Origin of the sequence: Pseudomonas sp. Irchel 3H9, assembly GCF_900187495.1 — a bacterium.
In the GTDB taxonomy this organism is placed as follows: domain Bacteria; phylum Pseudomonadota; class Gammaproteobacteria; order Pseudomonadales; family Pseudomonadaceae; genus Aquipseudomonas; species Aquipseudomonas sivasensis.
This window is the reverse complement of sequence record NZ_FYDK01000004.1, coordinates 313,548-327,765: the sequence shown is the minus strand read 5'-3', so window position 1 is coordinate 327,765 and position 14,218 is coordinate 313,548. Positions and strand designations below refer to the sequence as shown.

The following is a 14,218-nucleotide window of genomic DNA, read 5'->3' as shown; positions in this document are numbered from 1 at the left end:
AACCCTAAGGTCAAGCGGTGGCTTCGTCCAGCATCAGTCGCTGGCGCACCACATCCACCAGTTTGTCGGGCTGGAATTTGGACAGGAAGTTGTCGCACCCAACCTTCTTCACCATCGAGTCGTTGAAGCTGCCAGACAGCGAGGTGTGCAGCACCACGTAGAGCTTGCGCAGGCGTGGATCGTTGCGAATTTCGGTGGTGAGGCGGTAGCCGTCCATCTCGGGCATTTCGGCGTCGGTGAAGATCATCAGGAGCTTGTCGGTCATTACGTGGCCGGCGTCGGCCCAGGCCTTGAGCATGTTCAGCGCCTTGAGGCCGTCGCTGGCGATGTGCATCTTCACACCCAGTTGACCCAAGGTGTCGCGCAGTTGCGACAGGGCGACGTTGGAGTCGTCCACCAGCAGCACTTCGCGGCCACGGGCACGTTCCAACACCGGGTCTTCAAGTTTTTCACGGGAAACTTTGGCGTTATAGGGCACGATCTCGGCGAGGACTTTTTCCACGTCGATGATCTCCACCAATTGGTCATCGACCTTGCTGATGGCGGTCAGGTAGTGCTGACGCCCAGCGCTGGTCGGCGGCGGCAGGATGGATTCCCAGTTCATGTTGACGATGCGGTCCACACCACCCACCAGGAACGCCTGTACCGAGCGGTTGTACTCGGTGACGATGATGGTGCTGTTCGGGCCCGGTACCAGTGGGCGCATGCCGATGGCCTGGGACAGGTCGATCACCGGCAAGGTCTGGCCACGCAGGTTGACCACGCCGCACACGAACGGGTGACGCTGAGGCATCAGGGTCAGCTTGGGCAGTTGCAGGACTTCCTGCACCTTGAAAACGTTGATTGCGAACAGTTGCCGCCCGGCCAGGCGAAACATGAGGATCTCCAGGCGATTCTCACCCACCAGTTGCGTGCGTTGGTCTACTGTGTCGAGAATGCCGGCCATCAAAAGCTCCTGGTGTGCGCAGCTAGATGCGCGAAGGGATTGTGCAATTCATTACTGCTGTTATCGGCGGCGAAAGCCAGACCTTGACCCCCTGCTAAAATGCCACGTAAATTCATTGATGTCACACTGACATCATGCTCTACTGCATGAACCTCTCCAGACAGCGGTACATCGGCGTTGCCGGACATTCAAAGCGATGTAAAGTTCCGCCATGTAAGGGATTCCCCTATAAGCAATCAGGCCCAACCTGATATTCGCTTTATCTAATAGTCATTAATGTGACGCCATTCTCATTGCATGAATGGAGTCAGGCTTTGTTTGCCATCCCAAGCCCTCGTTCCACGGGTCTACCAGACACTCACGTCGCGGCAACTGAAGGTGTGCAATTGAGCCCGCTCACGAGGGCCGCGCGCAGCCGTCGCCATCATTCAAATAAACGTCCTACTGAACGCTCAGAAGCAACCTACAGACTCCAGTTATCTTTCAGCGGTAGTTTTACGCCACTCACCCAATGCGACCTCTCATCACCCCACCTTATGTTGTGGAGACTTGCATGATGAACGACGGTAACGAGTGGCAACTTGCACTTCCCGAATTCCTGCACGAGGCTGAAAACCTGCTGGCCAAGTCGGAAGAGTGCCTGAGTCACCTGCATCTGATTCGCAACGACAGCGACGCCATCGACTGCATGAAAGCCAGCCTGATCAAGCTCGCCGAAAAAGCCGATTGCCTCGCCCTGCAGGCGATCAGCGAATTTTCGCGGCATATCCAATACGTGATCGCCAACGCCGAAAACCCGTTGCAGCTGCATGATCAGGCCCTGAGCGCCCTGGAAGACTGCCTGAGACTGCTGGCCTGGCAACTGGAGCTTATCGATGCAAAGACAGGCCTATTGGCACTGGACGAATCGGAACAAACCTCATTGATTGCTACGGTCACACTGCAAATCCCACAAAAGGATTTCAGATATAAACCGCAGCAGCGTTTACACCCCTCGTCCTGAGCGGTTATGAGGTCGTAAATAACGCGCAGTTTTCTAAAAACGACAGGTTTAACCAACCCATTGAAACTGAATGGCGCACGCGTAGATATCAATTAGCCATAACCTCTACATTCCTGTTGAAGTAATACATCCCCCCTTCATTAACTTTGGGACTATCGTCCCTGAATATTTGCGCGCTTAGATAATCCCGCCAGACAGGCGCCTGGCGACCGACGGTAAGAGTAGTGGTACTATCACCCCCTCAAAGTGACTGAATTTATTAACTTTGAAAACGATTCAATAACGTATCTCAAACAGCGCCCGGTCAGTGTCGACCGGTCTTCCCGCAGCGAACCTTTATTGGCTCCATCCGCTATGCATGCCAGCCTCAAGACATTCATCGCAAGGTCCGCGTCCCGCAGCAATGCACGCCGTTTGATCCTCACGCTATGCCTTGGCTCGCTGCTGCTGAGCCTGTGGGCCTACGCCCACTCCGCACCGCTGCCGCTGATGGTACTGCTGCTCAACCTGGCCATTTTATTAGTGGTAGGCCTGCAACAGTGGTACTCGCGCAAATCCATCAAGTTCCAGCCCCAGGAATTGGCCGATCGCCTGCTGCAAGTGCAGGAAAACGAACGCCACCGCCTCAGCCGCGAACTGCATGACGACATCGGGCAACTGCTGACCGCCGCCAAGCTGCAAAGCGAATGGCTCAAGCGCCGTATGCCGGATGAGCTGCAAACCCAGTGCAACGTCTTGTGCAATACCTTGAACGAGACCCTGGCCAAGGTGCGCGACGTCTCTGCCATCCTCAACCCCCGACAGCTCGCCAGCCTGGGCCTGGAAGCCAGCCTGCGCGCGCACCTGCTCAAGACCCTGGAAAACACCCCGGTGCACTGGAGCCTGGAATGCCAGCAACGGCTGACCGGCATCCCGGAAGAAATGGCCGTGGCGGCCTTTCGCATCACCCAGGAGGCCGTCACCAACATGCTGCGCCACGCCCAGGCACACAACCTGCTGGTGCGCCTGCAACGTCTACCCGAAGGCCTGTCGCTGAGCATTTGTGATGACGGCCAGGGGTTTTTGCCCGCCATCAATCCCAGCCTGGAAGGCCAGCGGGGCATGGCGGGCATGTCCGAGCGGGTTGATCAGCTTGGCGGCACATTGTCCGTGAGCAGTCATCCAGGTAACGGGACGCGCATCGAAGCGCTCTTCCCCTGGGCGCCCCGCGCCCTCGAACGGGCCAGCGCCCCTAAGGTTATCGAGTGACCTGCACATTACTTCTGGTGGACGATCATGCCCTGATCAGGGCCGGCGTGCGTGCGCTGATCCAGGATATTCCCGGCTACACGGTGACGGGCGAAGCCAGCGATGGCGCCCAATTGCTGGAGCAGTTCAATCGCTTGCTGCCGGACATTGTGCTGCTGGACCTGTCGATGAAGCACACCGGCGGCCTCGACGCTTTAAAGCAACTCAAGAGTGCGCACCCCAAGAGCAAGGTGCTGATCCTGTCGATGCACACCGACCCGGAGTTGATCATGCGCGCGCTGCAAGCCGGTGCCCATGGCTACCTGCTCAAGGACACTACCGCCAATGAGCTGGAACACGCGCTGCAAGCCTTGCGCAACAACGAGCGCTACCTGAGCCCGGCGATCGCCCACACCGTGATCAACCAGGCGCTGGTGCGCAGCCAGGGGCCGATCACGCCCGCCGGTCAAAGCCATAACCTCACGGCACGCCAACTGGAGATCCTGCGCCTGATCGTGCGCGGCAAATCCACCCGTGAGATCGCCCACGGCCTGGGCCTGAGCATCAAGACCGTAGAAGCCCACCGTTCGCAAATCATGAAGCGTCTGCAGATATTTGATGTGGCAGGCCTGGTGTTATTCGCTGTGCGCGAGCAGATCATCAGCCTGGACGACTAGGGGCGAATCCACCGGCAAATGCACGCGAAGCGCCTTGGGCAACGCCTCGAAGTGCAGGTCGTCACCTTCCAGCGGCTCGCCATCGAGGTTGATGTACAAGCCCTGCGCCACCTTGATATCGACCCACGGCAGGCGCGCCCGTACGAACATGTTGTCGATCCCACCGTCGCTCACCAGATTGAGCAGCGTGCCGACCACTTCCTGAGGCGCCGGCAGAATGCTGACGTCGAGCAAACCATCATCGGCCAATGCGCCGGGGCACAGTATGTGCCCACCGCCCGCCTGGCGGCCGTTGCCGATACCCAGCGCCAGCAACTCGCCCTTCCAGTGAAAGTCCGGTCCTTCCAGCTCACCGTAGGCGGCCTTCAACTCGCTGAAGCGCGTCAGGCCGGTAAACAGATAAGCAGCGCCGCCGAGGACTTTCTTCAAATCTTCGGAGGTATTGGCCGTGACCTGGCTACCAAAGCCGCCAGTGGCCATGTTCAGGAAAATCTGCCCGCCGACCTGGCCGAGGTCGATTGCCCTAGGGGGCACATCCAGCAATGCCAGGGCCTGGGCAGGCTCCAACGGCACGCCGGCAGCCTTGGCAAAATCATTGGCGGTGCCCAGGGGCATCAGCACCAGGCTGGCGTCGCTCTTGGCCTGGGCCATGGCTTCGGCCACGTCGCGCAAGGTGCCGTCGCCGCCGCCGGCAATGATGTGGGTGTAACCGCCGTCCACAGCCTCCTTGACCAGCCGTTGAGCGTCACCGCCCTCCCACGTCACCCGCACCGCCAGCTCCAAACCCAACTCGCGCCGGGCCAGCACGGCCGCGCGTACGTCCTCGTTGAGGGCTTGCTTGCCGTGAAGGATCAACAGTGCCTTGGGGGTGGTCATGGGGGGCGTACTCCTGGAGTCAATGATGCTTGAAGGATGTTGACCTTTGAGGAGTAGAAAAAAGTCATTAAGGTCGAAAAATAATTGGCTCGCTAGAAATTATCCATCGCGTTGCACATCGACACCTTGCCCTTGGGCGCAGGCTCCACCTCGACCCATTGCTTACCGCCCGGCGGCAGCTCGTGCAGCTGGAACGAACAGCTCGCATAGATGGACGCCTGCACCATGTAGTCCATCCCCGGCCGAGGCACAAAGGTCATGGTGCTGGAGCATTGCCGGGAATACTGCAGTTTCCCCAAGTAATGAAACGCGATCGGGGTGTTCGCCGGCACCACCAACTCCGACGATACGGCAGCCGCCCACGAGTAAATCGGCCCAGGCATGCCCAGGCTCTCGCCGTTGTGATCGGGGAAGCCCGCTTTCGTCGACGCCATAACCCCAGCGCCCGGTACATTCCAGTCCAGGCAATCACGCCCCGGCACCGCGCGCACCAGACCATCGGTGATCAACCGCACACGGGCAGTCTCGCCAGACGTTGGTGCGACGTAGCCGGTAGACAAGGAACGGATATTCGCCACTTGGCCGCAGCCTGTCAGCAGCACCAGCAACGCCACGGGAACCCCACGTAAAACGCTCATCAGCGGTCAACTCGCAAAGGAATAAAGGGCCGTTTACGGCTGACGGCAATTCTGGCTGACCGACAACTGCGGCGCAGGCTCGTACTTCACCTGCTGCAAGCCATCGGCGCCCTGAAAGATGAAGTACTTGATGCGGCAGTCCTTGAACATCGACGAGTAACCCTCCGCCCGGAAGCCTTCGCCATCGACCTGCTTGGTCACGGCGTTGTTGCGGCTGACCACCGCGAGCACCTGTGCATAGCTCTGGCCCATCCTCACCCCTGGCTCGCCGGTGACCGTCATCGACGAGGCACAACCGCCCAACCCTGTCGCCGCCAATGCCAGCGCGACGCCGTACAGTCCATTGCGTAAATCGTTCATTCCTTGCTTCCTTTTAGGGATGGGTTACCGACGGCCTTCGCACACCGGTGATTCGCCGATACGGCCAAGCTTGCACATGTCCAAGTTATCTTTGCGTGTGAAGCCCGCATCTTTCATGCAGTAGAAGCTCCTAAGCCGCTCATCGATTGAGCCGCCGCCCGTGCCCGCCACATTCTCGTACCCGCACGCGAGCATACTGCTCTTGACGCCCTCTACAGAGACCCCACTCTTTTGCCAATAGACAAAATCAGGCGGCGGCGGTTGGAAGCCCCTGCCCGTGCAGCCGACCAGCAGTACAGCGCAAACACTCAACAGCAGCCCGCTCCTGGACATAGGGGTGTTCCTTAAGGTTTGCGTAAATCGTTCATTCCCTGCGACCTTTCAGTGATCGATTAACGGCGGCCTTCGCACACCGGTGATTCACCAATGCGGCCTTCTTTGCACAGGTCAATGTTATCTGTGCGCTTGAAACCCGAGTCTTTCATGCAATAAAACTGTGTGAGTACCTGGTCAATAGGCGTTGTGTCCCCCGTGCCTGTCAGGTTGATATACCCGCAAGCTCTCATCGCACTCTTGACGCCTTCTTGGGAGACCCCACTTTTTTTCCAATTGGTGAATTCCGGCGGCGGCGGTTGAAAGCCCCTCCCCGTGCAGCCGGTCAGTAACACAGCGCCAATAGTCAACAGCAACGTACTTCTCAACATAACGTTCTTCCTTATTCTCCGGCGCGCTTAAAGTGTGGAACGCCATCGGTTGAATCTTTCCAGAAGGGCTTGCAGGCGGGCCCTCCATTGCCGTAGCAGTTGTGCACTGTCTTATCGCCGCCAAGCACTTTCAGCCATTCCCATACACGCACGCTGCCGTCCGGGACCGTACCGCCCGTAGCGGGGTTGAACCCTACGAGCGGCAAGCGCGCAACCGGATCGAGATTGTGATTCTGGTAGCGCAGCTCCATCGCCTCGCGCTGTGATTCGGAGCTCACCCCTGAACGACTCTGTAAGACCCCTAACAACGAGTCGGCCTTCTGCACGCTGTAGGCAGCACCGAAGAAGTTCATCGACGTTTTGCCGAGAATGCCCACGTTGGCCGGATCACGGGCCAGCGACTCCATGGCGCTGCCAGTGGTCAACGTGCCCCGGCTGTGACCATCGATGTGCAACCCGCTCTGGCCGAACTGCGTCATGTAGTCTTTGGTTTGCACCGTTGCATTGGACAACCCCCAGAAATCATTCTCCAGATTCTTCTGATAAGCAGCGATCATCAGCTCGGAAGTGAAGTTGTTGGCTTGCTCGAAGTGGATCAAGTATTGCGGCCCGCTATCAGCCGAACTGTGCTGCTCGGCGTATTTGGCCGCAGCGTCGGCATCATTGAAAATGCCGTTGTTGGCGATATGCACTTTGCCGTCCGGCCCTTTCTTGAGGTTCATTTTCTCTTCGTCGCTCAGTTCGCGACGTTGAACTTTGCCCTCCTTGTCCTTCGAGACCTCATACACCCGCGCCTTCTCGATAAAGATCTTGCGATACGCCTCATCCGCCAGCAGCGAGACCTGATGATAGAACTCACGCTTGATCTCCTGCTCAGCCGCGACCTTGCGCCCCATTTCCGCCACATCCAACCGTCCCACGGCGACATGGGCGGCCTCGGTGTTGCGGTTCAGGTTGGCAATTGTCTGGTCAACCGTCATGCCGCCAACCACACGCTGGCGCTCGGCATTGGTGATCACCAAGGTGCCGGCGCTGATCGCGCTGCGGGTGTCGCTGTCGGCGGAGTCAGAGTCCGAGCCGTTGTTGATGCTGTTGGCGAGCAGCGCCTTGGCCGTGCCCAGTTTGCCGTCGAGCATGTCCGAACTCAGGTCGACGCCTGAAGTTTTGGCGCTGGCTTCGGACACGTTGTGGATGTCGGACACCGTCAGCGTGCCGGTGGTCAGGCTGTTTTTGCCGTCGGCAATGGCCTTGTCGGAACTGGCGATCACGCCACCCTTGAGGTCGGTATTGCCGCGCACGTTGATGTCGAAACCACCGTCGCCGGCACGTATGCCCGATTGTTCGATCACGCTGGCAAAGTTGGACTTCTGCTTGGCGTTGGTGGAGCTGAAGCTAGCGGTCGCCGCACCGGCACAGACCGGCGGGATACAGATGCTGATCCCAGCGCTCATGCTCTTCTGCTCGGACGCGAAGGTGCTGGTGTCCTGCAGGCTCTCGACATTCAGGTCGCCGCCGATATCGGCCTTGACCGTCTCACCCGACACCACCGCACCACGCAGGGTGGTGTCCTTACCGGAAATCAGACTGACCTCTTTGCCGGCAGTCACGTGGGTATTGCTCCACACCAAGTCATTGCCATCGGCATTGCCACGGCTCTGAGAGGCGGACGCGTTGAAGCTCAGACCGTTTTTCTCGCTACCAAACGAGATGCCGATGCCAAGGCTGCCGTTGACGCTTTTGTTGGTGCTGTGTTGCTCGATGGTGTTCTGCGCACCCGCCAGCAGGATGTTGCCGTCAGCTTTCAACAACGCATTGTTGCCCGCCGTGATCTCACTGCCCTGCACGGTCAGGTTGTTGTTGCGCGTGCCGCCCGAGGACACGATCGTCACATCCCCTCCCGCCGCGACCGTCGAAGCGGCTGCGGTGTTGCTGGTCTGCTCGCTTTTGCTCTCGCTCTTGTTCATGCCCAGGGCAATGCTCAAGTTGATACCGCCCGCCGCCGCCGGGTCAGCCATGACCTGAGTGTGCGCATCGCTGGCGGCCCACACAGTACTCAGCGCCGCCAAAGTTTTCATACGTTTGTCATCGGTACGTTCAGCGGCTTTGTTCATGCGCTGGCCGGTCTGTACCGCACTCACGATCGGGTTGGTCAGGGTCAGGCTCACGCCGGTCTGCTTGAAGCGCTGCTCCTGCTGCTGCGCACTGAGGTTGCGCGCTTCGAGGATATTGACCTCGGACGCGTCGATCGACACATCGCCATTGGGCGCGTTCACATTGCTGCCCACCTGACGGTATTCGCCGCCGGCGCTGATCAGCACGTTGCCGTCGGTTGCGCCAATGTTGCTCGCGGCCGCCGTAGTCTGCTGACTGCTGTCTTTATTGGTCTGTTGCTTGGAACCAACGGTGACGGCAATGGCGCCCCCGCTGAACATCCCGCTGGTCTTCACGTCCTTCATGTGTTTTTCGTCAAGTTGCTCGGTGGCTGCCAATACCTTGATGTCGTTGCCCGCCGCCAGCACCGTGCCCGATGTGGAAACCACGTTGCTACCCGTAATCGTGATGTTGTTGCCGGCCTGCATCACCGCCTGCTCGCCACTGAAGGTCGAGGCCTGTGCGGTGGTCTGGCTGACCGTGTCGCGGGTGGTGGTGGTCTTGCTCGAAAACATCCCGTTGCTGCCCTTGACCTTGTGCGCTTCGTCGGCGCTGTTGAAGCGCTCGCCGGCCTCGACATTGATGTCGCGCACCGCACTCACAGCAACAGCCCCCGCGTCGCTGTTGACCATCGCACCGCGCACCTGCACGTCACGCCCGGCGCCCACGCGAACATCGCCGTTGGCCTGCACCGAACTGCCGACTTCATTGCGTCCGGCTTCCTTGCGCCAGTTGTCGCCATCCCACTGGTTGGACTGGGTGTAGGACTCTTTCACTGTAGTCAGGGTGATGTCGTTGCCCGCCACCAGCGACGTCTTGCCGCCGACGCCGGTGTTGCTCACTTGCGCGGCTTGCAGGTTGATATCGTTGCCGGCGGTGGCAATCAGGTTCGCCGCCGGTGCCGACACGTACAACCCCGCCACCCGCGACAAGCCGGTGCGGGTGCCCTGATCGCTCTCGCTGTCGGTGGTGACCGAGCGCACATTGATGTCGTTGCCGGCGCTCAGGGCCAGACGGCTGTTGGCGCTGATCAGGCCGCCGATGTTGTTGATGTCCTGGCTGGCGGTCAGGGCCACGTCGTTGCCCTGGATACGGCCGCCGAGGTTGTCGAGGTTCTGCACGCTGATGTTCACGCCATCGCGCCCGGACAGGCTGCCGGAGTTCACCAGATCACCGCGCACATCAAGGTTCAACGTGCGCCCGGCCATCAGTGCGCCGGAGCCATCCAGATCACCTTCGCGAACCCGCACATAGACTTGCGGCACGAGCACCTGACGGACTTCACCGCTCGCCAGCGTGACGTCCTTGGACACCAGCCAGACGATGTCGCTGGTCAACTGCGCCATTTGTTCGGCGGTCAGGGCGACACCAGGAATCAGTTTCCACTGATCCGCCAGGGTCACGGCGCTGTCGATCATGCCCCGATACTGTTCCTCATCACTGGCGTAGCCGTCGAGAAAGCGCCGGCCGGTGAGTTGCGCGATTTGCTCACGGATCAGCTTCTGTTCGTAGAAGCCGTCGCCGAGACGCTGCTGCGTGGCCGCCGGGTCGAGGTTCAGGCGCCCGAGCATGTAGTCCGAAGACAACCACTTGCGGTAGTTAGCGAAGCGCGGGTCGGTCTCCACCAGATAACCGGCGGTGCTGTTCGGGTTGGTCTGGAACAGGCTGCTGTTGGGCAGGTCGGGGTTGAAACCACCCGTGCGGATCTGCTCCACCGCGCCTGCCGCGTCCAGTTGGGTCAGTGCCTTCACTTCACTGATCGGGCTCACGGCGTGGGTGCGGCCAGCGCCCGCCAGCTCACCGGTACCCGCAGTGCTGTCGGTAACGTTGGCCAGAACCAGCGCGCCAACCTGGGTGCCGCTGCCGTTGATGGCCGCGTACTCGGTGTACACCGTGGGTTTAAGGGAGATCTGCTCGATCAGCGGCGCCGGCGTATAACCGGTCAGGCCGACGCCCTGGCGGTCACGGCCCTTGCGCTGGATGCGATAGTAATTGGCCACGCTGCCGTTGTCGGCCGTGACCCGTTCGCCGGTCACTTCGGTGTTGATCACTTGGCCGATGCTGCCGTTGAGCGCCTGCCCGGCAATGATCCGGCTCTTGTCGTTGAGCACCTGGTCGGCGATCAACGTGAGGTTGCCACCGGCAAGCATCTGCGCAGGGTCGGAGCTGACAATTTGCGTCTCGGTGACGCTGCGCGTGTAGTCATAGCGGTTCCAGCGCGTGCCGTAGCCTTCCGGCGTGACCAGGTGCAGCACCTCGTCGTTGTACAGCGAGATCTGGTCCGGCGTGTAACGGTTGGTCGAGCCCGACAGCAGGTACTCCTGCAGCACTTGGTTGGACACCAGCACGCGGTCGGTGGCGAAGTGTTCGTTGGTGTTATTGATCTGCTTGGCGTTGACGCTCAGATGGCCCAGCGCTTCGACGGTGGCGCTCGCATTGTTGAGCACCTGTGCCTGGCCGCTGGCCTGGTCATTGGCGTCAAGCAAGCCGCCGATCACCGTATCGCCGGCGCTGAAGATCAGTCCGTGCTCACGGTTGTTGATGACCTGAGCGCCGATATCCAGGCGGTTGCGTGCCGCGATGGTCGCCGCCGTTGCGCCTTCGAGGATGTTGTTGAGCGTACCGGCGGTGATCGACAAATGATCACCGTAGAGGCGCCCGGTACCGAGGTTGTTCAGGGTCGCAGCACTGAGGCGGGTCGTCTCGCCGTCGACCACGCCACGGTTGTCGAATTGGTTGACCGCGTTGGCCTGCACACGCCGCCCACTGATCACGCCGTTGGCACCGTTGTCGATAGCGCCGGCATCCACGCGCACCAGCGCGCCGGACTGCACCGCCCCCTGGTTGGTCATCGTGCCGCCAGTCTGCAGCGACAGGTCGCCGTTGCTCTGCACCAGGCCGCTGTTGATGAAGTTTTGAGTCAACCGGAAGGTCAGGTCGCCGAGGCTTTGGACCTTGCCGGCGCCGCTGTAATTGGCACTGTCGAGCAACACGGACTGGCCCCCAATCAGGGTGCCCGCGCCGTTGTTGATGGCCAGGCTTTTCTGCGCCGGGTTGCGATCGGCCAGGGTCAGCACGCTGCCCGCCGAGAGGATGCCCGCATCGTTGTCCACGCTGCCGCTGCCCTTCACGTTCAGCGTGGTGTCGGACACGATTGAGCCAGCGCGGTTGGTCAGCGTATCGGTGTCGAGATCGACGCTCTGGCCCTTGATGCCCTGGTTCGCGCCCTGGGTCGCGCTGTTGTCCACGCTCGCGGCGGTCAGCAACAGATGCCCGTCGGCGCGCAACAGGCCCGCCTGGTTGCTCAGTTGCTGGGCGTTGATGTCCAGGGTGCGCGCGCTGCCGATAAAGCCTTGGTCGTTGAACACTTGACCGGCGCGCACGGTGACGTCGCGCTGGCCGAGGATGCCGCCGGTGCTGCCGGAATTGCGGTTGCTCAGCTGTTGGCCGTGGGTATCCACGCGCAGGTCCGACTTGGCCTGCATGATGCCGCCGTCGTTGATCAACGCGCCGCTGTCGACGCTCAGCGTGTCGCTGGCGTTAACGGTGCCTGCACTGTTGTCGAGTTGCTGGCCCTGGGTATTGAGCAGCAGTTGCGCGCCGGTGATCACCCCACCTTGGTTGTTCAGGCCGAGTGCATTGAGGGTCAGCGCCTTGGCTGCCTCCAGACGCCCGCCACGGTTGTCGAGCACGCTGGTGTCGCTGTTGAGGATCAGGTCGGCGGCCACCGAACCGAGGGTACCGCCCTGGTTCTGCAGGCTGTCGGTCTTGACCGTCAAGGTTTGCGTGGCCGCGACGGTGCCATTGGCGTTGTTCAACTGCGCGGCCTTGATCCCCAGCGCGCCGCCGGCAGTGATCTGCCCGCTGCTGTTGTCCAGGGTGCCGCCGTTGAGGGTCAATTGCGCGGCGGTGACCAGCTTGCCCTTCTGATTGTTCAGGTGCTGGCGCGCGGTGACGGACAAGTCGCCAAGGCCACCCGACTGCACCAGACCATCCGCGTTGTTCAGGGTGTCAGCGCTGACGACGAGGGTGCCACCGCTGGACAGCGTACCGCCACTGTTATCGAGGCTGCGCGCGACGGTCATCTGCATACCGTTGCTGCCGGTCTGCACCCACTTGCCGCCGACGTTGGACAGGTCCAGCGCGGTCACGCTGATCTGTGCAGCGCCTACCTGTGCAGCATCGCTGAGCACGCTCTGGTTAGCGTCGGCCGTGAGGGCGCGGCCGGCGGTGACGCGGCTGCGACGCAAGTCGAGATTGCCGGCGGTGCTGGTCAACTCAACGGTCTGGGCGGACGTCTGGCTGTCACTCAGGTCGACCTGGGCGGCGCTGGCCTTGAGGGTCTGCGCGGCGAGGTTCTGGCCTTTGGCGGTCAAGGTGCCAGCCGAGGTCAGCGTCAGCGAACCGCTGCTGCCGAGCTTGCCGGTACTGTCCACGCCCGCGGCCAATGCGGAACCTGCGTGGCTGCGAATCGCCGAATTGGCGCCGGTGGCGGTCAGCGCGGCATTGCCCTGGGCGGACACGATGCCACGGTTGTCGATATCACCAGCGGTGTGCACGGCCAGGTTGCCTTGGGCGTACAGCGTGCCGTCGTTGTCGATGCCCTTGTCGGCGCGGGCGGTCAAATCGGTGGCGCTGCTGATCTGGCCGTGGTTTTCGATCCGGCCGTCGGTGCCGATCACCACTTCACCGGCGCTGGAGCCGATCTGCCCGGCATTGCGCACGCCCACGCCTGCGCCATTGCCGACCAAGGTGATCTTGCCCGCGTACATGCCGCCCAACTGCGCCACGTCGATGGCGACGGTTGGCGTGTCGGTCGGTGCCGCGCCGGTGGTGCCGGCCTTGATGGTCAAGTCTTTGGACCAGATGCCCGCGTTCACCTCGACGGTGCGCGCGATGATTTCGGTGTAGTCGGCGCGGCTGGTGTCCATGCCTTCGCCGCCGATGCTGATCTTGCCGCCCGAGACTTCATAGCCACTGATCAGGCCGTTCTCGAACTGCGCGCGCCCGGTGGTCAGGGTCGCGCGGTCGGCGTTGATAAACCCGCAGCCTTCACAGGTGATGCCCGACGGGTTGGCAATTACCACCTGCGCCTTGGAGCCCCCCACTTCGACAAAGCCGCGCAACTGGCTAGGGTTGCTCGAATTGACCTCGTTGAGAATCACCCGTGCGCTGCCATTGGCCAGGTTGCGGTTGCCTTCGATCCACCCGCCCAGTTGAGTCTGGCTGTTGGTCACGCCGTTGTTGAGGATCACCCCGCGCTTGTCCACGTCGAACTGGGTGTAGGTGTTGCGCGACACGCCCGCGCCGCTTGGCCGGGTGATGTCCACCACCGTGGTGCCGTTGCCGGCGGCGCCGATGGTCGGGCGCTGGCCCGCCGGTGCGGAGCCATCGACCACCACCTGCGCTTGTACCGGCGCCGCCAGCGCGACCCAGCCCATGCCCAGCATCAGCGCAAACCGCAGCGGCGTCAGCGTGGCAACCGCCGTACCCGGGCGCGCTATGGCGCCGGTCGTGCCGGGAGCCTTGCACGCGCTCTTGACGTTTTCGGCCACCACCATCAGCAGGCCGCGAGCCTGGTTGAAAACAATTCGATACAGATGCTTATTCATGCAAGTCCTTTGCGCGGTGGCTGA

Annotated in this window: 9 protein-coding genes and 2 pseudogenes; 3 read left to right on the top strand and 8 right to left on the bottom strand. The window is 61.3% G+C overall.

What is annotated here, in order from left to right; all coding sequences use genetic code 11:
* Window positions 1-10: 10 nt before the first annotated feature.
* On the bottom strand, window positions 11-946 hold the full coding sequence (locus CKW32_RS16740) for a chemotaxis protein CheV (protein ID WP_032887940.1): 936 nt from the start codon (window positions 944-946) through the stop codon (window positions 11-13).
* 553 nt (window positions 947-1,499) lie between these two features.
* Here CKW32_RS16740 and CKW32_RS16735 point away from each other — a divergent pair.
* From CKW32_RS16735 to CKW32_RS16725, 3 genes are all read left to right on the top strand, one after another.
* Window positions 1,500-1,949 carry a hypothetical protein gene (locus CKW32_RS16735; RefSeq protein ID WP_177326444.1) on the top strand — a complete coding sequence of 150 codons (450 nt, stop codon included), beginning with the start codon at window positions 1,500-1,502 and terminating at the stop codon, window positions 1,947-1,949.
* Between the two features lie 354 nt (window positions 1,950-2,303).
* Entirely contained in the window at window positions 2,304-3,197 is an 894-nt protein-coding gene (locus CKW32_RS16730; protein WP_095185440.1) for a sensor histidine kinase, read from the top strand.
* On the top strand, window positions 3,194-3,853 hold the full coding sequence (locus tag CKW32_RS16725) for a response regulator transcription factor (protein WP_032887937.1): 660 nt from the start codon (window positions 3,194-3,196) through the stop codon (window positions 3,851-3,853). Before CKW32_RS16730 ends, CKW32_RS16725 begins: the two co-directional genes overlap by 4 nt.
* Here CKW32_RS16725 and yegS read toward each other — a convergent pair.
* From yegS to CKW32_RS16695, 7 genes and pseudogenes are all read right to left on the bottom strand, one after another.
* Window positions 3,812-4,729 carry a lipid kinase YegS gene (yegS, locus tag CKW32_RS16720; protein ID WP_032887935.1) on the bottom strand — a complete coding sequence of 306 codons (918 nt, stop codon included), beginning with the start codon at window positions 4,727-4,729 and terminating at the stop codon, window positions 3,812-3,814. The two genes, CKW32_RS16725 and yegS, sit on opposite strands and share 42 nt — an antisense overlap.
* 92 nt (window positions 4,730-4,821) lie before the next feature.
* Complete coding sequence (locus CKW32_RS16715) at window positions 4,822-5,367, bottom strand: hypothetical protein (RefSeq protein ID WP_032887934.1); 546 nt, start codon at window positions 5,365-5,367, stop codon at window positions 4,822-4,824.
* 33 nt (window positions 5,368-5,400) lie between these two features.
* Window positions 5,401-5,727, bottom strand: coding sequence for a hypothetical protein (locus tag CKW32_RS16710; protein ID WP_032887932.1), 327 nt, complete (start codon window positions 5,725-5,727; stop codon window positions 5,401-5,403).
* A 24-nt stretch (window positions 5,728-5,751) separates the two neighbouring features.
* Window positions 5,752-6,060 carry a hypothetical protein gene (locus CKW32_RS28610; protein ID WP_032887930.1) on the bottom strand — a complete coding sequence of 103 codons (309 nt, stop codon included), beginning with the start codon at window positions 6,058-6,060 and terminating at the stop codon, window positions 5,752-5,754.
* 59 nt (window positions 6,061-6,119) lie between these two features.
* Window positions 6,120-6,431: a hypothetical protein gene (locus CKW32_RS16700; protein ID WP_032887929.1), complete on the bottom strand. Its 312-nt coding sequence runs from the start codon at window positions 6,429-6,431 to the stop codon at window positions 6,120-6,122.
* Window positions 6,432-6,442: 11 nt separating this feature from the next.
* Window positions 6,443-9,064 (bottom strand): annotated as a pseudogene (locus CKW32_RS28845) (hemagglutinin repeat-containing protein); the annotation flags it as partial.
* 39 nt (window positions 9,065-9,103) lie between these two features.
* Window positions 9,104-14,194 (bottom strand): annotated as a pseudogene (locus tag CKW32_RS16695) (filamentous hemagglutinin N-terminal domain-containing protein); the annotation flags it as partial.
* Window positions 14,195-14,218 lie beyond the last annotated feature (24 nt).

Bases quoted from the DNA above. Each gene is read 5' to 3' on its own strand.
- CKW32_RS16710 (WP_032887932.1), bottom strand. From the start codon at position 5,727: ATGAACGATTTACGCAATGGACTGTACGGCGTCGCGCTGGCATTGGCG.
- CKW32_RS16740 (WP_032887940.1), bottom strand. From the start codon at position 946: ATGGCCGGCATTCTCGACACAGTAGACCAACGCACGCAACTGGTGGGT.
- CKW32_RS28610 (WP_032887930.1), bottom strand. From the start codon at position 6,060: ATGTCCAGGAGCGGGCTGCTGTTGAGTGTTTGCGCTGTACTGCTGGTC.
- CKW32_RS16700 (WP_032887929.1), bottom strand. From the start codon at position 6,431: ATGTTGAGAAGTACGTTGCTGTTGACTATTGGCGCTGTGTTACTGACC.
- CKW32_RS16730 (WP_095185440.1), top strand. From the start codon at position 2,304: ATGCATGCCAGCCTCAAGACATTCATCGCAAGGTCCGCGTCCCGCAGC.
- CKW32_RS16735 (WP_177326444.1), top strand. From the start codon at position 1,500: ATGATGAACGACGGTAACGAGTGGCAACTTGCACTTCCCGAATTCCTG.
- yegS (WP_032887935.1), bottom strand. From the start codon at position 4,729: ATGACCACCCCCAAGGCACTGTTGATCCTTCACGGCAAGCAAGCCCTC.
- CKW32_RS16715 (WP_032887934.1), bottom strand. From the start codon at position 5,367: ATGAGCGTTTTACGTGGGGTTCCCGTGGCGTTGCTGGTGCTGCTGACA.